This is a genomic window from Azospirillum sp. BE72, assembly GCF_031455875.1.
GTDB lineage: Bacteria > Pseudomonadota > Alphaproteobacteria > Azospirillales > Azospirillaceae > Azospirillum.
On record NZ_JAVDTO010000003.1, the window covers coordinates 1 to 26,647 of the forward strand.

Sequence of the window (26,647 nt, forward strand, 5' to 3'; positions counted from 1 at the left end):
ACGCTGACGGCGCACCGCATCGCCATCGCCCGGCGCATGGTCAACCAGTATCCGTGGCTCTATGAGACTGCCGGTCCGTTCGGCTGGCGAGAGCGCAATCCGGCCCGCGGATGAAGCCGTCCGACCCTGGAGTGGACCGGCTCCTGTAAAGAGCCTCTCCACTCCAGGACAAGGAGCGTCAGACAAAAGAACTAAGGTCGGACAACTGACAGTACCGGCATAAAAAGGCGCCGCTTCGTCAAAGCGACGGCGGCGCCTTATTTTTGGCCGAAACGTCTCACGACTTTGGGATTGCCCGTATAGGACGTAATCTTCCGAAAGTCAGAGAACAACATCATGGCGCCCGCCTTGGCGCCCTGTTACAATACCATTTAAATTTTGCAATTCGTTGACGCTTCGACAGTGAACGCCGGCCCTGCCGGCGGCGCGTCGTCTTGCCTTGGCGGCCGGCGGTCGGAGTGGAGCGAAGGCGGCATGGGAAGGGCAAGAGCATGGCAGTGGACAAGGCGGCCGCATCCCGGCCGCGTCGGTTCTGGAGCGTCGGGCGCAAGGTCACGGCGGCCTTCGTCGCGGCCATCGTCGGCGGCTTCGTCGTCATCATGGGGCTGCAGGCCAAGATGCAGTATGACGACGCGGTGCGGCTGGCCACGCACGACGCCCGCGTCAAGACGGACATGCTGGCCAACGCCACCAAGACCAGCTTCGTCGCCGGCGACGGCGCCTCCATCGAGACGGAGTTCATGCCGCTGGCCGACAGCGGCGAGGTGCAACTGGCCTCGCTGCGCGCCGCCTCCGCCGCCGGCACGCTCGCCGACTTCTCCAACCCGCGCTTCGCCAGATACGACCTGAAGGCCGACCAGGATCTGGTCGAGGCGGTGCTGGCCGGCAAGGGGGCGCAGACCCGCTCGGCCAAGGGCCACATCGTGGTGACCGTGCCGGTGGTGACCGGCAAGAGCAACCGGCTGGTCGGCGCCCTGCAGATCGCCTGGAGCCTGGACCAGCAGATCGACGCCATCGCCACCCAGATGCGCAACCAGATCGCCATCTGTCTGATCGCGCTGGTGGTTCAGATCGCGCTGCTGAACGTCCTGCTCGGCCGGATCGTCATCCGCCCGCTGCGCGCCATGTCCGCGGCGATGGCGAGGCTCGCCGGCGGCGACACCGCGGTGGAGGTGCCCGGCACCGGCCGCTCCGACGAGATCGGCGCCATGGCTGGCTCGGTCACCGTCTTCCGCGACAACGCCCGCGCCATAGACCGCATGCACGCAGCCCAGGCCGAAGCCGATGCCAGGGCGGAGGAGGCCAAGCGCGCAGCATTGCTCGACCTTGCCGACCGCTTCCAGGGCACTGTGAAGCGTCTGGTGGAGGGCATCGCCGAATCGGCATCCGGCATGGCCGACAGCGCCGACCGCATGGCCGTGGTGGTGGGCGAGGCGTCGAGCCAGACCCGCAACGTCGCCCGCGAATCCGACGACATCCAGTCCAACGTCCGCTCCGCCGCCGCGGCGGCGACCGAACTCGCCGGTTCCATCGGCGGCATTTCCGATCAGGTCGGCCATTCCGCCCGCATCGCCGGGGAGGCGGTGTCCCACGCCGACCGCACCAACGCAACGGTGCAGGGGCTTATCGCCAATGCTGAGCGCATCGGCCAGGTGGTCGGGCTGATCCACGCCATCGCCAAGCAGACCAACCTGCTGGCGCTGAACGCCACCATCGAGGCCGCGCGTGCCGGGGAGGCCGGCAAGGGCTTCGCCGTGGTCGCGACCGAGGTGAAGGGCTTGGCCGATCAGACCGCCAAGGCGACCGACGAGATCGCTGCCCAGGTCAACGCCATGCAGTCGGTGACCCGCGAGGCGGCCGACGCCATCGGCGCCATCGGCAGCACCATCACCGAGATCGACGGCATTGCCGGCACCATCACCCAGTCGGTGCAGGAACAGAACACCGCCACGCGGGAGATCGCACGGGCGGTGGAGATGGCCGCGCTGGGCACGCAGGACGTGTCGGCGACCATCGCCGCGCTGGCCCACACGGCGGAGAGCGCCGGCAGCACGGCGGTGGGCGTTCAGGACGCCGCCCGCGGTCTGTCCGGCCAGACCCGCGCACTGGCGGCCGAGGTCGACCGCTTCCTGGCCGAAGTGCGCCAGCAGGCGACGGGAACCTGAAAAAAAACGCCCTCTCCCACCCCGGGAGAAGGAGGGAAGACCCGGCGTTGCCGGTCGGGAAAGGACAGGATCGCTCCGAGCAATCCGCAACCACACCGATCCTCGGAGCACCCCTCACCCTCCCGCCGCACCGCGGCGGGTCCCTCCCTCTCCCGGGGCGGGAGAGGGTGTTTTCAAGACGTTACGAGAAGGCCTGCAGGCCCGTCTGCGCCCGGCCCAGGATCAGGGCGTGGACGTCGTGGGTGCCTTCGTAGGTGTTCACCGTCTCCAGGTTCACCATGTGGCGGATGACCTGGAACTCCTCGGAGATGCCGTTGCCGCCGTGCATGTCGCGGGCGACGCGGGCGATGTCGAGCGCCTTGCCGCAGTTGTTGCGCTTGATCAGCGAGATCGCCTCCGGCGACCAGCTGCCGTCGTCCATCATGCGGCCGACCCGCAGGCAGGCCTGCAGGCCCAGCGTTATCTCCGTCATCATGTCGGCCAGCTTCTTCTGCACCAGCTGGGTCTGGGCCAGCGGACGGCCGAACTGCTTGCGGTCCAGCGTGTACTGGCGGGCGGCGTGCCAGCAGAACTCCGCCGCGCCCATCACGCCCCAGGCGATGCCGTAACGCGCCTTGTTCAGGCAGCCGAACGGACCGCCCAGGCCCGACACGTTGGGCAGCAGGTTCTCGTCGGGAACGAAAGCCTCGTCCAGAACGATCTCGCCGGTGACCGACGCGCGCAGCGACAGCTTGCCCTCGATCTTCGGCGTGGAGAAGCCCTTGGTCCCGCGCTCCACCACGAAGCCCTTGATCTTGTTGTCATGGGCGTCCGACTTCGCCCAGACGACGGCGAGGTCGGCGATGGGGGAGTTGGTGATCCACATCTTGGCGCCCGACAGCAGATAGCCGCCGTCGACCTTGGTGGCGCGGGTCTTCATGCCGCCGGGATCGGAGCCGTGGTCCGGCTCGGTCAGGCCGAAGCAGCCGACCAGTTCGCCCGAGGCCAGACGCGGCAGCCACTTCTTCTTCTGTTCCTCGCTGCCATAGGCGTAGATCGGGTGCATGACCAGCGAGGACTGCACCGACATGGCGGAGCGGTAGCCGCTGTCCACCCGCTCCACCTCGCGGGCGACCAGACCATAGGCGACGTGGCTGACGCCCGGCCCGCCATACTCCTCCGGGATGGTCGGACCCAGCAGGCCCAGTTCGCCCATCTCGCTCATGATCTCGCGGTCGAACCGCTCGTCGCGGAAGGCGGAGATGACGCGGGGTTGCAGCCGGTCCTGACAGTAGGCGCGGGCGCTGTCGCGCACCAGCTTCTCATCCTCGGTCAGTTGGGCTTCAAGGAGGAAGGCGTCGTCCCACTGGATGCTCTGCACGGTGCGTCTCCTGGTCATGTCGTATGGCGGTTCGCCGCCGGTTGCCGGCCAGCTGCCGAGTGGCCGGTCATCGATTGAACCGCACTGTGCCGTGCCGGCGCCATACCTGCAAACACATATTTTCTATCCTACCCATAACAATACGATATGGATTAAGAGAAACAGTTGGTACCAGGACCGGTTCCACAAAAGTTTTAACGTGATGCTTACGATTACCTATGCAATTTTGCCGATGGCGCCTTGACCGCCCTTCATCCATTGGACATCCCGCCCGTGCTTGCTGCATTGCAACCAATAACCGCCCTTGCCGGTTTCCCTCTGTTGCTGGGCCTTGCTTTGCTTACGCTTCTGCACGAAGACGTTGCAATTGCGGTGGGTGCCAGCCTGGTCAGCGTCGGTACCGTCAGCATAGGCGTGACCGCAATCACGCTGCTGTGCGGGATTGTTGTCGGCGACCTTTTCATTTATGTCCTCGGACTGTTGTCGCTGCGGGTGAGTTGGATCCGGCGGCGGACCGAGGGTCCAATGCTTGAGCGCTGCCGTACGGCATTGCAGAAGAACCTGCTGCCGACACTGGTGACTTGCCGGATCGTCCCCGGCGTCCTGTTCCCGACCTACTTCGCCTGCGGCGTGATGCGGGTGCCGTTCCTGCGCTTCATCGTCATCACGCTGGTGACGGCCGGGGTGCATGTCGGGCTTCTGCTGACGCTGATGACATCGTCGCTGGAGGCGGCGGCGGTTCAGGTCCAGGTGATCGGCATCGGCTGCGCGGCCCTGCTGGTGCTTCTGCGCACGCGGCGCGCCCAATCCATCGTCCGCGCGCTGTTCGTCCGCGTCCGGGCCAGGGTCGAACCACTGCTGCCCCGCGGCCTGCGCGACGCGCTGCACTGCAATCCGGCCCCGCGCCCCATCGCCCTGCCCGGCCTGCCGGTGGTGCCGGCCGGCGCGCCCACCATCGGCTGGGCGGAGCGCATCCCGCCGCTGCTGTTCTACATCCCGCTGGTGGTGCAGTGGATCGCGCTGGGCATCCGTTACCGCAGCCTGAGCCTGCCGACCGCCGCCAACCCGTCGATCGAGGCCGGCGGGCTGCTGGGCGAATCGAAGATCGCCTGCATGGACCTGATCGGCCCGGCGGTGCGCCGGTGGGCGGCGCGTTCCGTGGCGCTGACCAACCGGTCCTCGCTGACCCCCGCGGCGCTCGACCGGCTGGCGTCGGGCGCCGGCCTGTCCTTCCCGCTGGTCGCCAAGCCGGACATCGGCTGGCGCGGCATCGGCGTGCGGCTGGTGCGCGATTCCGCCGACCTGCGCGCCTATCTCGCCGGCTTCCCGGCCGAGGCGCGGGTGATCCTGCAGGAGCATGTGGATTACGCGGGCGAGGCCGGCATCTTCTATGTCCGCAAGCCGGGGGAGCGGCACGGCCGCATCTTCTCCATGACCTTCCGCTATTACCCGCATGTGGTGGGCGACGGCCGTTCCACCCTGCGCGAGTTGATCGCCGCCGACCCGCGCGCCTCGTGGAAGGCCGACCTGCACCGCGAGGCGCTGGCCGACCGGCTGGACGAGGTGCCGGCGGCGGGGCGGACGGTGCGGCTGTCGCTGGTCGGCAGCAGCCGGGTCGGCGGGCTCTACAAGGATGCCTGCGGCCATGTCACCGCGACGCTGACCGCGCGCTTCGACGAGATCGCCGACCAGATGCCGGGCTTCCATTTCGGCCGCTTCGACGTGCGCTTCACCTCGGTGGAGCGGCTTGCGGTGGGCGAGGATTTCCGCATCATCGAGGTGAACGGGGCGGGCGCCGAGGCCATCCACATGTGGGATCCGGAATTCCGCCTGGGCGACGCCTACGCCACCCTGTTCCACCAGCAGGCCCTGATGTTCGAGGTCGCCGACGCCTGCCGGACGCAGGGTGCAAAGCCGCTGACGGCCTGGGAACTGATCAGCTACCAGCGCCGCCAGCAGAACCTGCTTCCGCTCTACCCGGCCTCCAACTGACCGGGCGGGCCGCAAGCCGCCGGCCCGAAACCCACAGGGCGATCGGGCGGCGGCGCGAGGATCACAGCGCCGCCAGCACCTCGTCCAGAGTGGCGAGGAACAGCGTGGCGTCCTCGGCGGAGAACACCAGCGGCGGGCGGATCTTCAGGATGTGCCCCTCCTGCCCGGTGGCGCTGATCAGCACCCGGCGGCGCCGCATGTCGTTCACCACGCGGGCGGTCTCCTCCGGTGCCGGCGTCTTCAACTTGCGGTCGCGCACCATTTCGACGCCGATGAACAGGCCGCTGCCGCGCACGTCGCCGATCAGGTCATGCTTGGCGGCCAGCGCGCGGATTCCGTCGATCATCCGGGTGCCGACGGCCAGGGCGTTCTCCTGCAGCCGCTCCGTCTTGATGACGCGCAGCACGGCATGCGCCACGGCGCAGGACACCGGGTTGCCGCCGAAGGTGTTGAAATAGCGCTGGCTCTTGCCGAACGCCTCGATCACCTCCGGCCGGAAGATCGCCCCCGCCACCGGGTGGCCGTTGCCCATCGGCTTGCCGACCGTCACGATGTCGGGCACCAGCCCGTGGCGCGCGAAGCCCCACATATGGGTGCCGAGCCGGCCGAAGCCCGGCTGCACCTCGTCGGCGATGAAGATGCCGCCGGCCTTGCGCATCGCCTCCACCGCCGGGGCGAGGAAGCCGGCGGGATCGGTGAAGACGCCGCTGCTGGAGAAGATGGTGTCCACCAGCAGCGCCGCCGGGGCGATCCCCTTCTCGCGCAGATCGGCGATGGCCGCCTCCACCGAACGGGCGAAGGCGGCGCCGACCTCCGCCTCCGGGATGCGGTAGCCGTCGGGCGCCGGCACCACGCGGACATGGTCGCCCAGCTTCACCGCAGCGCCCAGCGAAGGCGACATCTCCGCCAGCGCCGAGGTGACGCCGTGATAGGCGTTGTGGGCGATGACGACGCCGGTTCCGCCGGTGTGGACGCGGGCGACGCGCAGGGCGAGATCGTTGGCCTCGCTGCCGGTGCAGGTCAGCATCAGGTGCGACAGCGGCGCCGGGAACTCCGCCAGGAAGGCTTCGGCGAAGTCGACGATACCGTCGGTCAGGTAGCGCGTGTGGGTGTTCAGCACAGCCGCCTGCTTCGCCATCGCCTCCACCACCTCCGGCCGCGAATGGCCGACCGAGGCGACGTTGTTGTAGGCGTCCAGATAGCGGTTGCCGTCGGCGTCATAGAGGTAGGAGCCCTCCCCCCGCACCACATGGATCGGGTCGGCGTAGAACAGCCGGTAGGCCGGGCCGAGCAGCTTCTCGCGGCGGGCGATCAGGGCGCGCTCGCGTTCCGGCAGGGATCCGGCGGAGTCGGGCGCGTAGGCGTTGATCATGGTCATGACGGGTCACACTCTCTGGCAGGCGAGATTGAGCAGGCGGTGCGCGGTGGCGGCCTCGTCGCCGGTCAGCTTTTCCAGGCCGGCATAGGCGCGTTCGGAATTCCGCAGGATGTAGGGGGCGTTGTCTGGATATTCGGCCGCCCGCCAGCCGGTGATGCCGATGGTCAGCGCCAGCCGGGCCGCCACCAGATCGGGCAGCAACTCCACCTCTTCCGGCGTCAGCGGCAGCACGGCGGTGTAGGCGCGGGTCATCTCGACCAGGGAGCCGAAAGGCGTCTCGCCGCTGGTGACGTGGTATGCCAGCGCCGTCGCCAGATCGTTGACCAGCGGCGCCTTCAGCGCATCGCCGAAATCGATGATGCCGGTGACCGTTTCGTGCCCGACCGGATCGACCACGGCGTTGTGCGGGTTCAGGTCGTTGTGGATCACCTGATGCCGCAGGGCGGGCAGCCGCGGCGCCACCCGCTCGGCAAAGCGGGTGACGAAGCGCTCCACCATCAGGCGGCGCGGGCCGTCGGGCAGATAATGCAGCCGATCGGCGACGCCGGCGGTGCGCGTGATGTCCCACAGCAGATCGCGCTCCGAGCCGGGATGCTCGTAATCGCCCAGCGCCAGATCCAGCCGGGCCAGCGTCGCCCCCAGCGCCCGCATCTGCCCCGGTGAGGCCGGCGCCGCGTGGAGCGGCGTGCCCTCCAGATAGGTCAGCAGCCGCAGGACCATGGTTTGGCCGTCGATCAGCACGGTCGTCTGGGCTTCGCCATCCAGGGTCGGCACCACCCGCGGCACCGGCAGGGACGGGTCGCGCGCGGCGACATGCTGCATCGCCGCGGTCTGGAAACTGGTGACGAGCTGCGGTTCCGCCGGGTTGGTGAACTTCAGCACATAGCCCTGCCCTTCGGCGGCGGCGGCGATGTGGAAGTTGCGGTCGCGCTCGCTGCTCAGGGTCCGGACGGTACCCGTCACCCCGAAGCAGCGCTGCATCATGGCGCCGGCCTCGTCCGGGGAGATCGGCGGCGCGACGGTGGTCAGAACATCACCGGGGATCATGGCCGATGTCTCCTTGTGGTTCGAGGCGTTCAATGTTTGATGCATCATCGTCATGGGTGGACGGGGGCTCGGAAACTGGCGGACTGGCGGCGGGATCAGGAGACGAGCGCGGCAGGGGCCGGGGCTGGAGTCGGGGCAGGGGCCTGGCTCTCGGCGTCGATCCGCTCCAGGATCGGGCCGCTAGCCAGCAGGATGTCCGCCTGGATGGCGATGGCTGCGGCCGGGCCGTCGTGGCGGCGGATGGCGTCCATCAGCGGGTAGTGATGGTCGATCATCGTGCGCCCGGCCCCGCCGTAGACGTCGGCGATCAGCGGTCCCATCTGCAGCCACAAACGCCGCAGGATGTCGCCGAGCACCGGCATGTCCGCGATCTCCGCCAGCTTGAAGTGGAAGATCTGGTTGAGTTCGGTGGCCAGCGCGGTGTTGCCGGCGGCCATCGCGTCCTCGTTGCGCGCCAGCAGGCTTTCCAGCGCGGCGATCTGGGCGGGCGTGGCCTTCCCGGCGGCGCGGGCGGCGGCCATCCCCTCCAGGCTGACACGGATGTCGCGGATCTCCAGATAGGCGGCGCGGGTCAGCATCGGAACGCGGATGTCGCGCGGCGAGCGCAGCACCAGGGCCTGATCCTGCACCAGACGCAGGATGGCGTCGCGCACCGGCGTGACGCTCGTCCCCAGCCGCTCGGCCAGATCGCGGATCTTGAGACGGTCGTTCGGCTTGAACGCCCCCTTCATCAGAGCCTCGCACAGCTTCTGATAAATCGTGCCGCCGAGATTGTCGTGTTCGAGAAGGGTGAGATCGAATCCGCTCATCGTCTGCCCGCTCACCCATTCTTCGACGTTCGCTGTATGATGCATCATAATGACCGAAGCTCGGCCGAAGATCAAGGCGAACCATCCGGGCCGACCTCGGACATTTTTTTCGATCCGCCCCGACGAATCCGCCCCGCCGCCCCGTATCAAGGGCACACGAAAAGACCGGGGCGGCCCTGCGGCCGTCCTGAAAAGCGTCGGGACAGTCATGACGATTCGTTGGAAGCCGGTGGTCACCGGTGTGGTTCTCGCCGGTCTGGTCGGCGGCATCGGTTACGCGGTTCAGCAGAAGCTGACGCCTCCTGCCGCGCCGCCATCCGCCGGTGCCGGCGGTCCTCCCCCCGGTCCTCCCGGCGCCCCTCCCGGCCCCGGCCCCGGCGGCGGCCGCAGCGCCGTGGTGGCGGTGCAGGCCGGCACGGTGGCGCGCGAGGATGTGCCGATCTGGTTCGACGGCATCGGCACGATCCAGGCCTTCAACACCGTCACCGTGCGCGCCCGCGTCGATGGCGAGCTGCAGCGCGTCTCGCTGCAGGAAGGCCAGCTGGTGAAGGCCGGCGACCTGCTGGCGACCATCGATTCCCGCGCGCTCCAGGCCCAGCTGGCCCAGGCCGAGGCGAAGAAGGCGCAGGACGAGGCGCAGCTTGCCAACGCCCGCCGCGATCTGGAGCGCAACATGAACCTGAAGGAGTTCGCGTCGCGACAGACGGTCGACACCCAGCGCGCGCTGGTCGCCCAGTACGAGGCGCAGATCCGCGCCGACGAGGCGGCGATCGAGGCGGTCCGGGTCCAGCTGAACTACACCACCGTCACAGCACCCATCAGCGGCCGCATCGGCCTGCGCAACGTCGACCAGGGCAACGTGGTGCGGGCGAGCGACCAGAACGGCATCGCCACCATCACCCAGATCCAGCCCATCGCCGTGCTCTTCACCCTGCCGGAAAAGCAGCTTCCCGCCATCCTGGCCGCCCAGGCGCATGGCCCCGTCAAGGTGGAGGTGCAGGACCGCGAGGGCCGGCGCGTGCTCGACACCGGCTCGCTGGCCGTGGTGGACAACCTGATCGATAGCGGCACCGGCACCATCCGCCTGAAGGCGCAGATGCCGAACGACCCGCAGAAGCTGTGGCCCGGCCAGTTCGTCAATGTCCGCCTGCTGTCCACCGTCCGCCGCGACGCCACCACCGTGCCTTCGACCGTGGTGCAGCGCGGGCCGCAGGGCACCTACGCCTATGTCATCAAGGACGACCTGACGGTGGAGCAGCGCCCGATCAAGGTCGCCCGCCAGGAGGAGAACAAGGCCATCATCGACGAAGGCCTGACCCCCGGCGAGCGCGTGGTGGTGGACGGCCAGTATCGCCTGCAGCCCGGCTCCAAGATCCGCATCGTCGACCCCATCGCCTCGGCCGCTCCCGTCGGTACCGCTCCCGCCGGCACCGCTCCCGCCGGCACCGCGCCCGATCCGGCCGCGCGCGAGGAACGGTGGCGCGAGCGCCAGCAGCAACGCGAGAACAACGGCGCCACTCCCGGCGCCACTCCCGGCCCGCGTGAGGGGCGGCAGCCCTCATGAACATCTCCGCCCCCTTCATCCTGCGGCCGGTCGCCACCGGGTTGCTGATGCTGGCGGTCGTGCTGCTGGGGCTGCTGGGCTACAGCGCGCTGCCGATCTCCTCCCTGCCGACGGTCGATTTCCCGACGGTGCGCGTCACCACCCAGCTGCCGGGGGCGGCCCCCGACGTCATGGCGTCCTCCGTCACCGCACCGCTGGAACGGCAGCTCGGCCAGATCGCCGGCATCTCGTCGATGATCTCGACCAGTTCCTTCGGGCTGTCGGTCATCACCCTGCAGTTCGACCTGTCCCGCGACATCGACGCGGCGTCGCAGGACGTGCAGTCGGCGATCAGCGCCGCGTCGGGCACGCTGCCCAAGGGCCTGCCGAACCCGCCGGTCTACGACAAGGTCAACCCGGCCGACACGCCGGTCATGGTGCTGGCGCTGAGTTCGGAGTCCCTGCGGCTTGAGACCGTCAGCGATGCCGCCGACACGCTGCTGGCGCAGAAGCTGTCCCAGGTCGAGGGCGTCGGCTATGTCGGGATCGAGGGCGGCCTGCGCCCCGCAGTGCGCGTGCAGGTCAATCCCGCCGCCGTCGCCGGTCTCGGCCTGACGCTGGAGGATGTGCGGACCACCATCACCCAGGCCAACGTCAACGCGCCGAAGGGCAGCTTCGACGGGCCGCGCCAGTCCTGGTCCATCGGCGTCAACGACCAGATCGAGACCGCCGCCGCCTACCGCCCGATCATCGTCACCTACAAGAACGGCGGCCCGGTGCGGCTGTCCGACATCGGCACCGTGGTCGATTCGGTGGAAAATACCCGGCTGGCGGCCTGGCATGACGGCAAGCCGGCGGTTCTGCTGAACGTGCTGCGCCAGCCCGGCGCCAACATCATCGAAACGGTGGACCGCATCCGCGCCCTGCTGCCCTCGCTCCAGGCCACGCTGCCGCCGCAGATCCACATGGCGGTGCTGACCGACCGGACGGAGACCATCCGCGCCTCGGTGGTGGACGTGCAGAAGACGCTGGTGCTGACCGCGGGGCTGGTGGTGATGGTGATCTTCCTGTTCCTGCGCAAGGCATGGGCGACGGTGATCCCGGCGGCGGCGCTGCCGCTGTCGCTGATCGGCACCTTCGGCATCATGGCGCTGTGCGGCTTCAGCCTGGACAACCTGTCGCTGATGGCGCTGACCATCGCGTCGGGCTTCGTCGTCGACGACGCCATCGTGATGATCGAGAACATCGTCCGCTACATCGAGAAGGGCGAGAAGCCGCTGCCGGCTGCCCTCAAGGGCGCGCGCCAGATCGGCTTCACCGTCGTTTCGCTCACCCTGTCCTTGATCGCCGTGTTCATCCCGCTGCTGTTCATGGGTGGCGTGGTCGGCCGGCTTTTCCGCGAGTTCGCCATCACGCTGTCCATCGCGGTGCTGGTGTCGGCGGTGATCTCGCTGACGCTGACGCCGATGATGTGCGCCCGCCTGCTGAAGCCCGAAACGGAGAGCAAGCCCAACGCCTTCTTCCGCTGGACCGAACGCGGCTTCGACGCGCTGCTGAACGGCTACGCCGCCTCGCTGCGCGTCGTGCTGCGCCACCAGCCGGCGACGCTGATCTTCACCATCGCCACGCTGGCCGCCACGCTCTACCTCTACGACGTGGTGCCCAAGGGCTTCCTGCCGCAGCAGGACACCGGCGTCATCACCGGCGTGACCGACGCCGCCCCGTCCATCTCGGTCAAGGCGATGGCGGAGCGCCAGCGCGAGGTCGCCGACATCGTGCGCCGCGATCCCGACGTGTCCGGGGTGGCGAGCTTCGTCGGCACCGGGACGGTCAACGCCACCACCAACACCGGCAGCCTGACCATCGCGCTGAAGCCGCGCGACGAACGCAGCTCCTCGGCCGAGGAGATCATCGCCCGCCTGCGCGCCGCTACCAGCGACCTGAAGGGCGTGTCGCTGTTCATGCAGGCGGTGCAGGACGTGCAGATCGACAGCCGCGTCAGCCGCACCCAGTACCAGTATGTCCTGCAGGATGCCGACCCGCGGGAGCTGGAGAACTGGACCCCGCGCCTGCTGGAAGCCCTGCGCGCAAAGCCGGAGCTGACCGACGTGGCGACCGACCAGCAGCCGGACGGGCTGCAGGTCTATCTGACCATCGACCGCGACGCCGCATCCCGCCTGAATGTGCTGCCGCAGGCCATCGACGACACGCTGTACGACGCCTTCGGCCAGCGTCAGGTCTCGACCATCTACACCCAGACCAACCAGTACCGCGTGATCCTGGAGGTGGAGACGTCCTTCCAGATGGACCCGGCGTCGCTGTCCAAGATCTATGTGAAGTCCGGCAATGGCGGCGTCGTCCCGCTGGGGGCCGTGGTGTCGGCGGAGCGCAAGACCGCGCCGCTGGTCATCACCCACCAGGGACAGTTCCCGTCCGTCACCCTGTCCTTCAACGTGGCGCCCGGCGTCTCGCTGGGTGCGGCGGTGGCGGCGATCCAGCAGGCGCGCGAAAGCATCGGTATGCCCGACACCGCGACCGCGCGCTTCGCCGGCACGGCCGCCGAGTTCCGCACCTCGCTGGAAACCCAGCCCTGGCTGATCCTGGCGGCGGTGGTCGCGGTCTACATCGTGCTGGGCATCCTGTATGAGAGCACGATCCACCCCGTCACCATCCTGTCGACCCTGCCGTCGGCGGGTATCGGCGCGCTCCTGGCGCTGATGGCGACCGGCCACGACCTGTCGCTGATCGCGCTGGTCGGCATCGTTCTGCTGATCGGCATCGTCAAGAAGAACGCCATCATGATGATCGACTTCGCGCTGGAGGCCGAACGCCACCAGGGCATGGCGCCGGAACGCTCGATCTACGAGGCCTCCCTCCTGCGCTTCCGCCCGATCATGATGACCACCATGGCGGCGCTGCTGGGCGCCCTGCCGCTGGCGCTGGAGAACGGCACCGGGTCTGAGCTGCGCAAGCCGATGGGCATTGCCATCGTCGGCGGTCTGGTGCTGAGCCAGGTGCTGACGCTCTACACCACGCCGGTGGTCTATCTCTACATGGACCGGCTGGGCACCCGCCTGCGGCGCTGGCTGCGGCCGGGCTCCAAGGCGGCGGCGCTGCCCGGCAACGACCGGGCGCCCGGCCGTGCGGCGGCGGAGTAGCCGGCCATGGTCCTTCCCAAGCTGTCGACCGCCAAGCTGTCGCTCTCCGCCCCCTTCATCGACCGGCCGGTCGGCACCTCGCTGCTGATGATCGGGCTGATGATCCTCGGCATGGTCGCCTACCGCTTCCTGCCGGTGGCGCCGCTGCCGCAGGTGGAGTTCCCGACCATCGTCGTCACCGCGTCGCTTCCCGGCGCCAGCCCGGAGACGATGGCGGCCTCCGTCGCCACCCCGCTGGAACGGCGGCTGTCGCGCATCGCCGGCATCACCGAGATGACGTCGAACAGCAGGCTCGGCAGCACCTCCGTCGTCGTGCAGTTCGACCTGAACCGCGACGTGGAGGCGGCGTCGCGCGACGTGCAGGCGGCGATCAACGCCGCCGGCGGCGACCTGCCGGCCGACCTGCCGAGCCCGCCGAAGATGCGGCGCATCAACCCGGCCGACGCGCCGGTGATGACGCTCGCCATGACCTCCACCACCCTGGCGCCATCGGAGCTGTACAATCTGGCCGACAGCGTCATCGGCCAGCGGCTGAGCCAGATCGAGGGGGTGGCCCAGGTCTCCATCAACGGGGCGGAGAAGACGGCGGTGCGCGTGCGGGTCAACGCCACCGCCGCCGCCAACATGGGCGTCAGCCTGGAGACGATCCGCAGCGCCATCTCGCGCGCCAACGCCAACGGTCCCAAGGGCAGCTTCGACGGCACGCATGAATCCTGGTCGATCGGCGCCAGCGACCAGCTGTTCGGCGCCGACTCCTATCGCCGGCTGATCGTCACCGAGAAGAACGGCGCCACCATCCGCCTCGGCGACGTCGCCGAGGTGATCGAGGCGCCGGAGAACAGCCGCACCGCCGCTTGGCAGGACGGCCAGCGCGCGGTCCTCATAAACATCCAGAAGCAGCCGGGCTCCAACGTGGTGGAGACGGTGGACCGGGTGAACGCCGAACTGCCGACCCTGCGCGGCTGGATGCCGCCGGGCGTGACCCTATCGGTGCGCACCGACCGCACCCCGACCATCCGCGCCTCCATCGACGACGTGCAGAAGACGCTGGCGATCACCGTGGCGCTGGTGGTGATGGTGATGGCGCTGTTCCTCCGCCGCCTGTGGGCCACGGTCATCCCGGCGGCTTCGGTGCCGCTGTCGCTGGCCGGCACCTTCGGCGTGATGTGGATCGTCGGCTACAGCCTGGACAATTTCTCGCTGATGGCGCTGACCATCTCGGTCGGCTTCGTGGTCGACGACGCCATCGTCGTCATCGAGAACATCGTCCGCCACATCGAAAAGGGCGCCAAACCGTTCGAGGCGGCGGTGAAGGGCGCCCGGCAGGTCGCCTTCACCGTGGTGTCGATCAGCCTGTCGCTGGTCGCCGTCTTCATCCCCATCCTGTTCATGGGCGGCATCCAGGGCCGGCTGTTCCGCGAATTCGCCGTGGTGCTGTCGGTCGCCATCGCGGTGTCGGCGGTGGTGTCGCTGACCCTGACCCCGATGATGTGCGCCCACCTGCTGCAGCCGGAATCGGAGCGCAAGCCCCCCGGACGGCTCGCCCGCGCGCTCGCCTGGATCGGCGACCGGCTGTTCGGGCTCTATGCCGACGGGCTGGACTGGGTGCTGGCCCATCGCCGCACCATGCTGGCGGCGACATTCGCCATCGTCGGCGTCAGCGTCTGGCTCTACGGGCAGGTGCCGAAGGGCTTCGTGCCGCAGCAGGACACCGGGCTGCTGATGGGCTTCAGCGACCCGCCGCCGGACATCTCCTTCACCGCCATGGTCACGCGCCAGCGCGCCCTGCAGGAGGCGGTGGCCGGCGACCCGGCGGTCGCCAGCGTCGGCGGCACCATCGGCGGCGGCGGGCCGGGCGGCAGCTATTCCGGCCAGATCTACATCGCGCTCAAGCCGAAGGCGGAGCGCGAGGATCTGGCGACAGTCACCCAGCGGCTGCGCATGCGCGCCGGCCGGGTGCCGGGGGTGCAGCTGTTCCTGATGCCGGTGCAGGACATCCGCGTCGGCGGCTTCCAGGGCCGCAGCCAGTACCGCTACAGCCTGCAGGATCCCGACATCGGCGCGCTGAACGAATGGGCGCCCAAGCTGGTGGAGAAGATGCGCACCCTGCCGGAGCTGGTGGACGTCGCCAACGACCGCCAGAACGGCGGCATCCAGGCCAACGTGATCGTCGACCGCGACGCCGCCGCGCGGCTGGGCGTGTCCTTGAGCGCGCTGGAGGCGACGCTCTACGACGCCTTCGGCCAGCGGCAGGTCTCCACCATGTATCTGGCGCAGAACCAGCACAAGGTGGTGCTGGAGGTCGATCCCCGCGAGGCGCTCGGCCCCGACGATCTGAAGCGCATCTACGTGCCGGGCCGCGACGGCATGGTGCCGCTGTCGGCGGTGTCGCGCGTCGTGATCGGCAACCAGGCGTCCAGCATCCAGCACCAGAACGGCTTTCCGGTCGCCAACCTGACCTTCGACCTCGCGCCCGGCGTCTCGCTGTCCCAGGCGACCGAGGTGATCCAGCGCGCGGCGGAGGACATCGGCATGCCGGCCAGCATCCGCGCCGGCTTCCAGGGCGATGCGCGCGCCTTCCAGCAATCCTCGTCCAGCCAGCCGCTGCTGATCCTGGCGGCGCTGATCGCCATCTACATCGTGCTGGGCATTCTGTACGAAAGCCTGATCCACCCGCTGACCATCCTGTCGACCCTGCCGTCGGCCGGGCTGGGAGCGCTGATCGCGCTGATCCTGACCGGCTACGACCTGTCGATCGTGGCGCTGATCGGCATCATCCTGCTGATCGGCATCGTCAAGAAGAACGCCATCATGATGATCGACTTCGCCCTGGAGGCGGAGCGGGAGCGCGGCCTGTCGCCCTTGGAGGCGATCCGCGAGGCAGGACTGGTCCGCTTCCGCCCGATCATGATGACGACGATGGCGGCGCTGCTGGGCGCCGTTCCGCTCGCCTTCGACTACGGCACCGGCGGCGAGATCCGCCGCCCGCTGGGCGTCGCCATCATCGGCGGCCTGCTGGTGAGCCAGATGCTGACACTCTACACCACGCCGGTGGTCTATCTGACGCTGGAACGGCTGGCGATGCGCCGCCGCCGCCGCGCCGCCATCACGGCCCCGGCGGAATAGGGGGCGGCGGATGGGTGTCCTTTCCGTAATCTTCAAGATCGCAATCACCCCCGCGAGATCCCCTCTCCCCCCCGGGGAGAGGGTTAGGGTGAGGGGGATCCGCTTCATGGATCTCTTCGGCTGCGCCGAACCCCCTCTTCCCGACCTTCTCCCCAGGGGGGAGAAGGGGATTTCTCCGCGCTGGCACCCCTTCGCGCTGTTGGGCATAGTTCCCGCCCACGGCATGAGCGGACCCCCGGTGATCGAGGCCAGCGGCACGGACGACGAGTTGATGGCCCGCGTGGCCGGCGGCGATGCCGCCGCTTTCGACCGGCTGGCCGCCCGCCACATGCGCCGCGCCGTGGCGCTGGCCCAGCGGATGACCGGGAACCCGTCCGATGCCGACGAGATCGCGCAGGAGGCCTTCCTGCGGGTCTGGCAGCATGCCGGACGCTGGGACGGCGGGCGCGCCTCCTTCACCACCTGGCTCTACCGCATCGTCATGAACCTCGCCATCGACCGCGGCCGCCGTCCCGGCTGGTCGCCGCTGGAGGAGGCCGGCGATCCGCCCGACGAGTCCCCCGACGCGCTCGCCCGCATCGCCGAACGCCAGACGGCGGAGCGCGTCAACCGGGCGCTGGCAGCATTGCCCGACCGCCAGCGCGCCGCGGTGGTGCTGTTCCACCAGGAGGGGCTCAGCCTGCGGCAGGCCGCCGAGGTGCTGAGCATGGGCGAAAGCGCTTTCGCCTCGCTGCTCGCTCGCGCCCGCTCCGCGCTGAAGAGAGCGCTCACCGCCGGAGAGGAACCGTGAAGGAGGCTCCGATGACCGATGACCAGTTCCTCCGCCACCTGGACGAATACGGCGCCTCCACGGAACGCTGGCCGCCCGAGCTGCGTGCCGGGGCCGAGGCCGCGCTTGCCCGTTCGCCTGCATTGCGGGCGGCGGTGGACGAGGCGATGGTTTTCGACCGGCTGCTGGCCGGCAGCCCGCCCATGGTGGAGGATGCCCGCATCGACCGCCTGCTGTCGGCCGCTGGCGCCGCCGCCCGCGCCGTGCCGCAGGACGGGCTGGTGCTGCTGTTGCTGGGGCGGATGCCGCGGCGGACGGTGGCGGGCTTCTGCGTCGCCCTGCTGGCGCTGGGCTGGCTCACCGGCGGCTGGCTCGCCGGAACGCTGCCGGCACCCGCCGCCCCGACGCCGCGCAGCCAGGAACTGGCCCTGCTGCACGATGACGTCGTCACGCTGTTCGACGGAGAGTCCCGATGAGCGGTTTCACCGCGCCCCGCCAATTCCTGCGGCGGCCGGGCCTGCGTACGCTGGCGCTGGTCTCGCTGGCGCTGAACCTGTTCTTCGGCGCGATGCTGGTCGCGACTGTCCGCCATCCTCCCCCGCCGTCCCATCAGCCCCCTCACCAGTCGATGCCCGACCGCTTCGTCGAGCGGATGGCCGCAGACCTCACCGACGCCGACGCGCGGCGCCTGCGTGCCGCCTTCGAGCCGCTGCGCCCGCGCTATGACGCGCTGACCCGGGAGTACCACGAGGCCGGACAGCGGGTGCGTGCCCTGCTGCAGGCCGAACCCGTCGACTACGACTCCCTGCGCGCCGCGACCGAAGCGGCCCGCGCCAAGCGCCGCCAGATGGGCGAACTGACGGAGGAAACCGTCCTGTCCATCCTGCCCGACCTGTCCCCCGCAGGACGCCTGCGGCTGGTCGGCGGACCGGGTTCCCCCGGCATGCCAGCCATGCCTAAAAAATAAGCAAACCCACTCATCCACAGGCCGGACAGGCCGGCCGGAAGGGTGCGGATGATTCTGTTCGGAGATTGCGCACACATCTATCCACAGATTCTGTGGAGAAGAAAACCGGCAGAAATTTTATCCACACAAATTCACAAGTTATCATCCCCAAGTTTTATCGCCCGTCTTCCCGACGATCCTTGTATCCACCGCCGATCCGGCATATCCAAATAACGAGGATCGGCAAGATTGGTGGAGGATCGTCATGATCGGAGATCCGTTTCATCCAAAGAAGGCGACGATCTCTTTGCGCGTTGATCGCCGAATCAAAGATGTCGCCAAGAATTACGCACGCCAGCGGCAGACGCCTTTGGCCGAGGTCATGCGCGACCTCTTGGCCCGCTATGTCGCCGAATGCGCGCGGGAGAATGCCCAGGCCGCGCCGGACCTGTTGAAGGACCGGCCGACGCAGTACGTGGATTTCGCCAAGCTGGAAGGGCTGATGGGCCGGCGGGAGTAGGCTCCGTGCGTCCTGGGCGGCCCACCTTGAGCGCACGGCCCCGGCCCCATACATCGACGGTGGAACCGCTGCCAGGGGAAGGAGCCCCGCCATGCCGACCACCGCCCAAGCTTCAGGCCAGTCATCCACAGCCGGCCATTCTTCCACAGGCGCCGACAGCCTGCACGTCGCCTGCCCGCACTGCGACACCCTGAACCGCGTGCCTCCGTCCCGGCTCGGCGGCGGCAAATGCGGACGTTGCGGCAACGCTCTGTTCGAAGGCAAGCCGGTGGCGCTCGACGCCAGCCGGTTCGCCGCCCATGCCGAACGCGGCGACCTGCCGCTGCTGATCGATTTCTGGGCCGAATGGTGCGGTCCCTGCCGCATGATGGCCCCGGTCTTCGCCCAGGCGGCGGCACAGCTGGAACCCCAGGTCCGACTCGCCAAGATCGACACGGAGGCTTCGCCGGACCTTGCCGCCCGGTTCGGCATCCGCAGCATTCCGTCGCTGGTGCTGGTCCATCACGGCCGCGAGATCGCCCGCACGGCCGGCGCCATGCCGCTGCCGGCGCTGGTGGGATGGGTCAGGCAGACGCTGGGGCAATAGCCCCGCTCCCTTAAGCACGCCCGCTCCGCCTTGCCAATGATCGGGATCAAGCGCAACGCGCAAGGACGGGTATGGCTGGCGCGCAGGCTGGGCGTCTCTGTTCGGCGCGGTCTGTCGTAGACTGTCCCCATGCTGACGCTTCGACATCTGGCGATAGACACCGTCCGGGAGAACGTCGCCTTCCTCAACCGGCACTGCACCCGGTACCATGTCGAGGATTTCCTCGGTCTGGGCCGGGTGGAGGTGCGGAACGACGGCCGTTCCCTGCTGGCGGTGCTGAACATCGTCGACGACCCCGCCATCGTCGGCCCCGACGAGATCGGCCTGTCCGACCCCGCCTTCGCCCAACTGGGATTGGCCGAGGGCTCCGCCGTCCATCTCGTCCCGCCCACCCCGCCCGAGAGCTTCGAACTGGTGCGCGCCAAGGTCGGCGGCGCCGCCCTGACCGACGCGCAGCTGGCCGCGATCATCCGCGACATCACCGACCAGCGCTATTCCAAGATCGAGATTGCCGCCTTCCTGATCGCCTGCGCCAGCTTCATGACGACGGCGGAGGTGTTGGGCCTGACCCGCGCCATGATCGCCGCCGGCACCCGGCTGCATTGGGAGGGTTTGGGTACGATCGCCGACAAGCACTGCATCGGCGGAATCCCCGGCAACCGCACCTCGATGATCGTGGTGCCGATCGTCGCCGCCCATGGCCTGCCGATCCCCAAGACCTCATCGCGCGCCATCACCTCGCCCGCCGGCACCGCCGACACCATGGAGGTGCTGGCGAATGTCGACGTGCCGATGGAGCGCATGCAGACCTTGGTGCGCGAGGCCAAGGGCTGCCTGGTCTGGGGCGGCCATGTCCGGCTGTCGCCGGCCGACGACATCCTGATCTCGGTCGAGCGCCCGCTCGCCATCGACACGCGCGAGCAGTTGGTCGCCTCCATCCTGTCGAAGAAGGTGGCGGCCGGCTCCACCCATCTGCTGATCGACATCCCCGTCGGCCCCAGCGCCAAGATCCGTACGGGTGGCGAGGCGGTACGCCTGCGCAAGCTGTTCGAGCATGTCGGCGACAGCCTCGGCCTGACGCTGGAGGTGGCGATCACCGACGGCTCGCAGCCGGTCGGGCGCGGCATCGGCCCGGTGCTGGAGGCGCGCGACGTGATGGCCGTCCTGCGCAACGACCCCGCCAGCCCCGCCGACCTGAAGGAGCGCGCCCTGCTGCTGGCCGGCCGCATCCTGGAATTCGACCCCGCCGTCCGCGGCGGCAGCGGCAACCGCCGGGCGCGCGACCTGTTGGAATCCGGCGCGGCGCTCGCCGCCATGGAGCGCATCATCGCCCTGCAGGGTCCGCCGCCCGCGGTGGCGACGCTGGGCTTCCTGGTGGCGGAGGTCGCATCGCCGGCCGACGGGGTGGTGTCGTCGCTCGACTGCTACCGCCTCGCCCGCATCGCGCGGCTGGCTGGCGCGCCCACCGACAAGGGCGCCGGCATCGACCTGCTGCGCAAGGTGGGCGAGCCGGTGCGCCGGGGCGAACCGCTCTACCGCATCCACGCCAGCACCAACGCCGACTTCACCTTCGCCCAGGCCTTTGCGGCGGACGACAATGGGGTGCGGGTGGCGTAAGGAAACTCAACAAGGAGCCGACCAATGTCCCTGTCGCTGACCTTCCATGGCGCCGCCGGCACGGTGACCGGCTCCTGCTTCCGCCTGTCCACGCCGAACGGCGACGTGCTGATCGATTGCGGTATGTTCCAGGGCACCAAGACGATCCGGGAACTGAACTACCGCCCCTTCCCCTTCGATCCGTCCTCGATCAAGGCCGTCCTGCTGACCCATGCCCACATCGACCATTCCGGCCTGCTGCCCAAGCTGACCCGTCTCGGCTTCCGCGGCTGCATCCACGCCACCGGCGGCACGGTGGACCTGCTGGAATACATGCTGCCCGACAGCGGCTATATCCAGGAAGGCGAGGTGGAGCGGCTGAACCGCCGCAACCGCCAGCGCGGCCGGCCCCCGGTCCAGGCGATCTACACCCAGGACGACGCCATCCGCAGCCTGCGCCGCCTGCGCCGCGTCGAATACGACCGCTGGACCGAGATCCTGCCCGGCCTGCGTGCCCGCTTCTGGCAGGCCGGCCACATCCTGGGCTCCGCCTCCATCGAGATCGAAGCCGCAAACGGCTTTGGCAACGGCACTGGCGACCCCACCCGCATCCTGTTCTCCGGCGATCTAGGCCCAGGCGGCAAGAGCTTCCACGCCGATGCCGAAGGACCGGAGCGGCCGGACTGGATGGTGCTGGAGACCACCTACGGCGACCGCGACCGCACCGACCTCGACGAAGCCGGCCGGCAGGCGGTGCTGCGGTCGGAAGTCGCCACGGCCTTGGCGGCCGGCGGCGTCCTGCTGATCCCGGTCTTCGCGGTGGAGCGCACGCAGGAACTGCTCTACGACCTCGACTGCCTGTTCGACGGCGGCCAACTGCCGGCGGTGGACGTCTTCCTCGACTCGCCGCTGGCCGACGCGGTGACCGGCGTCTTCCGCCGCCATCTCGACGATCTGGAGACCGATGGCGATCCCTTCACCCGCGCCAATTTCCACCATGTCCGCAGCGTGCCGGAAAGCCAGCGCCTGAACAGCATCTCCGGCGGCGCCATCATCATGGCGGCCAGCGGCATGTGCGACGCCGGCCGCATCCGCCACCATCTGAAGAACCGCCTGTGGCGCCCGCAGGACACGGTGCTGCTTGTCGGCTATCAGGCACCCGGCACGCTCGGCCGCCTGCTGCAGGAGGGCACCCCCCGCGTCCGCATCCATGGCGAGGAGATCGCGGTGAAGGCGAAGATTCGCTCCATCGACGTCTATTCCGGCCATGCCGACCGCTCCACCCTGCTGGATTGGGTGACGGCCCGCCACGGCGTCGGCCACGGCCTGTTCCTGGTCCATGGCGAGGAGGCCGCCCGCGCTTCCATCCGTCAGGCCCTGATCGACACCGGCTGGTCGCCGGACCGCATCGCCCAGCCGGCGCTGGACGACCGCGTCGACCTCGCCGCCCCGCGTCCGCTGGCACCGGCAGACCGTCACCCACGCCTCGCCCCCGCCGAACTCGCCGGCCGCGACTGGCACAACCATTATGCCGAGGCGTTGTTGAGCCTGCGTCGCACGCTGGATGCCGCGCCCGACGACGCGGCGCGGGAACGCATCCTGGCCGGCGTGATGGGCGCGCTCGACACCACCGGCAAAGCAGGCAAGGGAGCGCAGCCATGACCATCAGACGCCTTCTCATCGCCCTGGCCCTGCTGGCGATCCTCGGCGCCGGCGCCGCCTATGGCTGGCGGGCGATGCAGGGAAACCGCCTGCCCGCCGGCTTCGCCTCCGGAAACGGCCGGATCGAGGCGAACGAGATCGACGTCGCCACCAAATACGCCGCCCGCGTCCTGACCATCCCGGTGCAGGAGGGCGATCTGGTGGAGGCCGGCGCCGTCATCGCCACGCTCGACACCCGCGACCTGGAGGCGCAGCTCCGCTCCGCCGAGGCCCAGCTGCGCCAGACCCGCCGCGCCCGCGAGGAAGCCGTCGCCCTGGTCGACCAGCGCTCCAGCGAGGCCGATTTCGCCGCCAAGGAGATGGAGCGGGCGCTGATCCTGTTCGGCAAGGGACATGTCGCCGAACAGCGCGTCGATCAGGCCCGCAACAGCCGCCGCACCGCCGACGCCGCGCTGGAGGCGGCCAAGAGCCACCTCGCCAGCGCCGACGAAGCCATCGCCGCCGCCGCTGGCGACGTGGACCGGCTGACCGATCTGGTCGCCGACGGCGTGCTGAAGGCCCCGCGCAAGTCCCGCGTGCTCTACCGCCTAGCCGAACCCGGCGAGGTGCTGGCGGCCGGCGGCAAGGCGGCGACGCTGCTCGACCTGTCCAACGTCTACATGACCTTCTTCCTGCCGACCGACACGGCGGGAAACCTGGCGCTCGGCGCCGACGCCCGCATCCTGCTGGACGCGGTTCCCGACACCGCGATCCCCGCCTCCGTCACCTTCGTCGCGCCGCGCGCCCAGTTCACGCCCAAGCAGGTGGAGACCAAGTCCGAACGCGACCGCATGATGTTCCGCGTCAAGGCCCGCGTGCCGGAAGCGCTGGTCACCCGCTACATCGAGCGGGTGAAGACCGGCCTGACCGGCATGGCCTATGTGAAGCTGGACGACAACGCGGCTTGGCCCGACTGGCTGGAATCGAAGCTGACGCGGGAGGTGACCTCTTCCCCACCCGTATCCCCCTCTCCCCCCCGGGGAGAGGGTCGGGGTGAGGGGGATGCACTGCGTGACTTCGCCGAGAATACGGCACGCTCCGCCCCCCAATCCACCCCACGCATCCCCCTCACCCTAACCCTCTCCCCGGGGGGGAGAGGGAATATCCCCGCGGGCGAAAGATCATGACTCCAGCCGTCTCGCTGTCCGGCGTGCGGCACCGCTATGGCGGGACGGTGGCGCTGGAGGATGCGTCCCTCGACATCCCCGCCGGCGTCAGCGTCGCGATCATCGGCCCGGACGGGGTCGGAAAATCGACCCTGCTCGGCCTCATCTCCACCGCCAAGAAGATCCAGCAGGGCAGCGTGCGCGTTCTCGGCACCGACGTCGCCGACCGCCATGGCCGCGCCGCCCTCCAGCCGCGCATCGCCTACATGCCGCAGGGTCTCGGCCGCAACCTCTATGCCGAACTGAGCGTCGCCGAAAACCTGCAGTTCTTCGGCCGCCTGTTCGGCCTCGACGCCGTGGAGCGCCAGAGCCGCATCGCCGATCTGCTGGACGCCACCGGCCTCGCCCCTTTCCCCGACCGCCCAGCCGGCAAGCTGTCGGGCGGCATGAAGCAGAAGCTCGGCCTGTGCTGTGCCCTGCTGCACGACCCCGACCTGCTGATCCTCGACGAGCCGACGACCGGCGTCGATCCCCTCTCCCGCCGCCAGTTCTGGGAGCTGATCGACCGCATCCGCGCCGGCCGCCCCGGCATGACCGTGCTGGTCGCCACCTCCTACATGGACGAGGCGGAGCGGTTCGACCGGGTCGTGATGATGAACGCCGGCCGCCTGCTGGCCGACGACACCCCCGCTGCGGTCAAGGCGCAGACCGGCGCCGCCGATCTGGAGGAGGCCTTCGTCGCCCTGCTGCCGGAGGATACCCGGCGCGGCCATCAACGCCTGATCGTCCCTCCCCGCCCGCCGGAGCCCATCGGCGCCGAACCGGCCATCGAGGCGATCGGCCTGACCCGCCGCTTCGGCGATTTCACTGCGGTGGCGGACATCAGCTTCCGCATCGGCCGCGGCGAAATCTTCGGCTTCCTGGGATCCAACGGCTGCGGCAAGACCACCACGATGAAGATGCTGACCGGCCTGCTCCCCGCCACGGCCGGCGAGGCGCGGCTGTTCGGCAAACCGGTGGACGCCGGCGATTTGGAAAGCCGCCGCCGCGTCGGCTACATGGCGCAGGCCTTCTCGCTCTATGGCGAGTTGACGGTGCGCCAGAACCTGGACCTGCACGCCCGCCTGTTCGACCTCGCGGATGCCGAAACCCGGTTGGCGGCGCTGGTGGAGCGCTTCGGCCTGTCCCCCTACATCGACGCGGTGGCCGACCGCCTGCCGCTCGGCGTGCGGCAACGGCTGTCGCTGGCCGTCGCCATCCTGCACGGGCCGGAGCTGCTGATCCTCGACGAGCCGACCTCCGGCGTCGATCCGGTGGCGCGCGACCAGTTCTGGCGCGACCTGATCGCGCTGTCGCGCGACCAGGGAGTGACGATCTTCGTCTCCACCCACTTCATGAACGAGGCGGCGCGCTGCGACCGGGTTGCCTTCATGAACGCCGGCCGCGTCATCGCCGCCGGCCCGCCCGACGAGCTGCGCCGCCAGCAGCAGGCCGACAGCCTGGACGACGCCTTCATCGGATTTATGGGGAAGGCGGAGGGGGAGCAAACCGAAGAGAACAGCCCTCTCCCGCCCCGGGAGAGGGAGGGGCCCCACGAAGTGGGGAGGGTGAGGGGTGAGGCAAGAATCCGGAACCGCATGGTTCCTTGCACTTCCCCTCACCCTTCCCATGCTCCGCATGGGCCCCTTCCCTCTCCCGGGGCGGGAGAGGGAGGCTCCCCCCTCTCCCGCCGCCGCCTGCTCGCCTACGCATGGCGCGAAACCCTTGAACTCCGCCGCGACCCCGTCCGCCTGACCGTCGCCCTGCTCGGCACCGTGCTGCTCATGCTGGTCTTCGGCTTCGGCATCACCATGGACGTCGAGAATCTGACCTTCGCCGTCCTCGACCACGACCGCTCCCCCGAAAGCCGCGCCTACATCGAGCAGTTCGACGGCTCGCGCAGTTTCCGCGCCACCCCGCCGGCCATCGACGCCCGCGACCTTGCGCTCCGCCTGCAACGGGGCGAGGCGTCGCTGACCATCGAGATCCCCGAAGGCTTCGGCCGCGACCTCCGCCGTGGCCGCATCCCGGAGGTCGCGGTGCGCATCGACGGCGCCATGCCCTTCCGGGCGGAAACCATCCAGGGCTATGTCGTCGGCCTGCACCAGCGGTTCATCGAGGATGCCGCCATCGCGGCCGGCGTCACCCTGCCCGCCCCCGCGGCCAATCTTGAGATGCGTTACCGGTACAACCAGGCCTTCCGCAGCCTCGACGCCATGGTGCCCAGCACCATCGGCCTGCTGCTGGTCTTCATCCCCGCCATCCTCGCCGCCCTCGGCGTGGTGCGCGAAAAGGAACTCGGCTCCATCACCAACCTCTACGTCACCCCGGTGACGCGGCTGGAATTCCTGCTGGGCAAGCAGTTGCCCTACATCGGGCTCGCCGCCTTCAACCTGCTGCTGATGGTGGCGATGGCGGTCACCCTGTTCGGCGTGCCGGTGAAGGGCAGCCTGTTCGGGCTTCTGCTCGGCGGGCTGGTCTATGTGGTGGCGACCACGGCGCTGGGGCTGCTGATCTCCGTCTTCACCGCGACCCAGACGGCGGCGGTGTTCGGCACAGCCATCGTCACCATGCTGCCGGCGACGCAATTCTCCGGCATGCTGCAACCGGTCGCGACGCTGGAAGGCGGCGCGTGGCTGTTCGGCACGCTGTTCCCCACCACCCATTTCCTCAAAATCTCCGTCGGCGCCTTCACCAAGGGTCTGGCCTTCCCGGAGCTTCTCCCCTTCATCCTGGCGACCGCCGCCTTCGTGCCCGTGTTCCTGGCGCTGGGCGTCGCCTTCCTGCCGAAACAGGAGCGCTGAAC

The 26,647-nt window shown here is 69.2% G+C and carries 19 protein-coding genes; 15 read left to right on the top strand and 4 right to left on the bottom strand.

Translation table 11 applies throughout. From position 1 onward, the window contains the following. Window positions 1–3 precede the first annotated feature (3 nt). Window positions 4–114 carry a DUF6867 family protein gene (locus tag J2Y49_RS32420; RefSeq protein ID WP_409017839.1) on the top strand — a complete coding sequence of 37 codons (111 nt, stop codon included), beginning with the start codon at window positions 4–6 and terminating at the stop codon, window positions 112–114. 377 nt (window positions 115–491) lie between these two features. Then, window positions 492–2,165: a HAMP domain-containing methyl-accepting chemotaxis protein gene (locus tag J2Y49_RS11565; RefSeq protein ID WP_310114992.1), complete on the top strand. Its 1,674-nt coding sequence runs from the start codon at window positions 492–494 to the stop codon at window positions 2,163–2,165. Window positions 2,166–2,346: 181 nt separating this feature from the next. Here J2Y49_RS11565 and J2Y49_RS11570 read toward each other — a convergent pair whose 3' ends face one another. After that, a complete protein-coding gene (locus J2Y49_RS11570) occupies window positions 2,347–3,525 on the bottom strand; it encodes an acyl-CoA dehydrogenase (RefSeq protein WP_310114993.1) in 1,179 nt (392 codons plus the stop codon). Between the two features lie 273 nt (window positions 3,526–3,798). Between J2Y49_RS11570 and J2Y49_RS11575 the strand changes: the two genes are divergently transcribed. Then, window positions 3,799–5,517, top strand: a complete 1,719-nt coding sequence (locus J2Y49_RS11575; RefSeq protein ID WP_310114994.1) for a VTT domain-containing protein — start codon at window positions 3,799–3,801, stop codon at window positions 5,515–5,517. A gap of 61 nt (window positions 5,518–5,578) precedes the next feature. Here J2Y49_RS11575 and J2Y49_RS11580 read toward each other — a convergent pair whose 3' ends face one another. The 3 genes from J2Y49_RS11580 to J2Y49_RS11590 form a co-directional block, all read right to left on the bottom strand. Beyond that, a complete protein-coding gene (locus J2Y49_RS11580; RefSeq protein WP_310114995.1) occupies window positions 5,579–6,895 on the bottom strand; it encodes an aminotransferase class III-fold pyridoxal phosphate-dependent enzyme in 1,317 nt (438 codons plus the stop codon). 6 nt (window positions 6,896–6,901) lie between these two features. Then, on the bottom strand, window positions 6,902–7,942 hold the full coding sequence (locus tag J2Y49_RS11585) for a phosphotransferase (RefSeq protein WP_310114996.1): 1,041 nt from the start codon (window positions 7,940–7,942) through the stop codon (window positions 6,902–6,904). A 95-nt stretch (window positions 7,943–8,037) separates the two neighbouring features. Next, complete coding sequence (locus tag J2Y49_RS11590; RefSeq protein ID WP_310114997.1) at window positions 8,038–8,751, bottom strand: GntR family transcriptional regulator; 714 nt, start codon at window positions 8,749–8,751, stop codon at window positions 8,038–8,040. 208 nt (window positions 8,752–8,959) lie between these two features. Between J2Y49_RS11590 and J2Y49_RS11595 the strand changes: the two genes are divergently transcribed. The 12 genes from J2Y49_RS11595 to rbbA all read left to right on the top strand — a co-directional run bounded on the left by J2Y49_RS11595 (window position 8,960) and on the right by rbbA (window position 26,645). Then, window positions 8,960–10,315, top strand: coding sequence for an efflux RND transporter periplasmic adaptor subunit (locus tag J2Y49_RS11595; RefSeq protein ID WP_310114998.1), 1,356 nt, complete (start codon window positions 8,960–8,962; stop codon window positions 10,313–10,315). After that, on the top strand, window positions 10,312–13,452 hold the full coding sequence (locus J2Y49_RS11600) for a multidrug efflux RND transporter permease subunit (RefSeq protein ID WP_310114999.1): 3,141 nt from the start codon (window positions 10,312–10,314) through the stop codon (window positions 13,450–13,452). Before J2Y49_RS11595 ends, J2Y49_RS11600 begins: the two co-directional genes overlap by 4 nt. A 6-nt stretch (window positions 13,453–13,458) precedes the next feature. Then, the gene (locus J2Y49_RS11605) at window positions 13,459–16,578 is read left to right on the top strand and encodes an efflux RND transporter permease subunit (protein WP_310115000.1); all 3,120 of its coding nucleotides are present in this window, start codon (window positions 13,459–13,461) and stop codon (window positions 16,576–16,578) included. Window positions 16,579–16,801: 223 nt separating this feature from the next. Beyond that, window positions 16,802–17,368: an RNA polymerase sigma factor gene (locus tag J2Y49_RS11610; RefSeq protein WP_310115001.1), complete on the top strand. Its 567-nt coding sequence runs from the start codon at window positions 16,802–16,804 to the stop codon at window positions 17,366–17,368. A gap of 11 nt (window positions 17,369–17,379) precedes the next feature. Continuing rightward, window positions 17,380–17,823, top strand: coding sequence for a hypothetical protein (locus J2Y49_RS11615; RefSeq protein ID WP_310115002.1), 444 nt, complete (start codon window positions 17,380–17,382; stop codon window positions 17,821–17,823). After that, a complete protein-coding gene (locus J2Y49_RS11620; protein WP_310115003.1) occupies window positions 17,820–18,314 on the top strand; it encodes a periplasmic heavy metal sensor in 495 nt (164 codons plus the stop codon). Before J2Y49_RS11615 ends, J2Y49_RS11620 begins: the two co-directional genes overlap by 4 nt. A 244-nt stretch (window positions 18,315–18,558) precedes the next feature. After that, the gene (locus J2Y49_RS11625; protein ID WP_310115004.1) at window positions 18,559–18,813 is read left to right on the top strand and encodes a hypothetical protein; all 255 of its coding nucleotides are present in this window, start codon (window positions 18,559–18,561) and stop codon (window positions 18,811–18,813) included. A gap of 91 nt (window positions 18,814–18,904) precedes the next feature. Further along, entirely contained in the window at window positions 18,905–19,399 is a 495-nt protein-coding gene (gene trxC / locus J2Y49_RS11630) for a thioredoxin TrxC (protein WP_310115005.1), read from the top strand. Window positions 19,400–19,528: 129 nt separating this feature from the next. Further along, entirely contained in the window at window positions 19,529–21,016 is a 1,488-nt protein-coding gene (locus tag J2Y49_RS11635; RefSeq protein WP_310115006.1) for a thymidine phosphorylase family protein, read from the top strand. Window positions 21,017–21,040: 24 nt separating this feature from the next. Continuing rightward, on the top strand, window positions 21,041–22,657 hold the full coding sequence (locus J2Y49_RS11640) for an MBL fold metallo-hydrolase (RefSeq protein ID WP_310115007.1): 1,617 nt from the start codon (window positions 21,041–21,043) through the stop codon (window positions 22,655–22,657). Next, window positions 22,654–23,823 carry an HlyD family efflux transporter periplasmic adaptor subunit gene (locus J2Y49_RS11645; RefSeq protein ID WP_310115008.1) on the top strand — a complete coding sequence of 390 codons (1,170 nt, stop codon included), beginning with the start codon at window positions 22,654–22,656 and terminating at the stop codon, window positions 23,821–23,823. The genes J2Y49_RS11640 and J2Y49_RS11645 overlap by 4 nt, the downstream gene beginning before the upstream one ends. Continuing rightward, window positions 23,820–26,645 carry a ribosome-associated ATPase/putative transporter RbbA gene (gene rbbA, locus J2Y49_RS11650; RefSeq protein ID WP_310115009.1) on the top strand — a complete coding sequence of 942 codons (2,826 nt, stop codon included), beginning with the start codon at window positions 23,820–23,822 and terminating at the stop codon, window positions 26,643–26,645. The genes J2Y49_RS11645 and rbbA overlap by 4 nt, the downstream gene beginning before the upstream one ends. Window positions 26,646–26,647: the final 2 nt, after the last annotated feature.

What these genes read in the sequence shown, in the direction of transcription:
- J2Y49_RS11610 (WP_310115001.1), top strand. Translation starts at nt 16,802, where the DNA reads ATGAGCGGACCCCCGGTGATCGAGGCCAGCGGCACGGACGACGAGTTG.
- J2Y49_RS11640 (WP_310115007.1), top strand. Translation starts at nt 21,041, where the DNA reads ATGTCCCTGTCGCTGACCTTCCATGGCGCCGCCGGCACGGTGACCGGC.
- J2Y49_RS11620 (WP_310115003.1), top strand. Translation starts at nt 17,820, where the DNA reads ATGAGCGGTTTCACCGCGCCCCGCCAATTCCTGCGGCGGCCGGGCCTG.
- J2Y49_RS11590 (WP_310114997.1), bottom strand. Translation starts at nt 8,751, where the DNA reads ATGAGCGGATTCGATCTCACCCTTCTCGAACACGACAATCTCGGCGGC.
- trxC (WP_310115005.1), top strand. Translation starts at nt 18,905, where the DNA reads ATGCCGACCACCGCCCAAGCTTCAGGCCAGTCATCCACAGCCGGCCAT.
- J2Y49_RS11615 (WP_310115002.1), top strand. Translation starts at nt 17,380, where the DNA reads ATGACCGATGACCAGTTCCTCCGCCACCTGGACGAATACGGCGCCTCC.
- J2Y49_RS11600 (WP_310114999.1), top strand. Translation starts at nt 10,312, where the DNA reads ATGAACATCTCCGCCCCCTTCATCCTGCGGCCGGTCGCCACCGGGTTG.
- J2Y49_RS11635 (WP_310115006.1), top strand. Translation starts at nt 19,529, where the DNA reads ATGCTGACGCTTCGACATCTGGCGATAGACACCGTCCGGGAGAACGTC.
- J2Y49_RS11645 (WP_310115008.1), top strand. Translation starts at nt 22,654, where the DNA reads ATGACCATCAGACGCCTTCTCATCGCCCTGGCCCTGCTGGCGATCCTC.
- J2Y49_RS11605 (WP_310115000.1), top strand. Translation starts at nt 13,459, where the DNA reads ATGGTCCTTCCCAAGCTGTCGACCGCCAAGCTGTCGCTCTCCGCCCCC.
- J2Y49_RS11580 (WP_310114995.1), bottom strand. Translation starts at nt 6,895, where the DNA reads ATGACCATGATCAACGCCTACGCGCCCGACTCCGCCGGATCCCTGCCG.
- J2Y49_RS11625 (WP_310115004.1), top strand. Translation starts at nt 18,559, where the DNA reads ATGATCGGAGATCCGTTTCATCCAAAGAAGGCGACGATCTCTTTGCGC.
- J2Y49_RS11585 (WP_310114996.1), bottom strand. Translation starts at nt 7,942, where the DNA reads ATGATCCCCGGTGATGTTCTGACCACCGTCGCGCCGCCGATCTCCCCG.
- rbbA (WP_310115009.1), top strand. Translation starts at nt 23,820, where the DNA reads ATGACTCCAGCCGTCTCGCTGTCCGGCGTGCGGCACCGCTATGGCGGG.
- J2Y49_RS11565 (WP_310114992.1), top strand. Translation starts at nt 492, where the DNA reads ATGGCAGTGGACAAGGCGGCCGCATCCCGGCCGCGTCGGTTCTGGAGC.
- J2Y49_RS11595 (WP_310114998.1), top strand. Translation starts at nt 8,960, where the DNA reads ATGACGATTCGTTGGAAGCCGGTGGTCACCGGTGTGGTTCTCGCCGGT.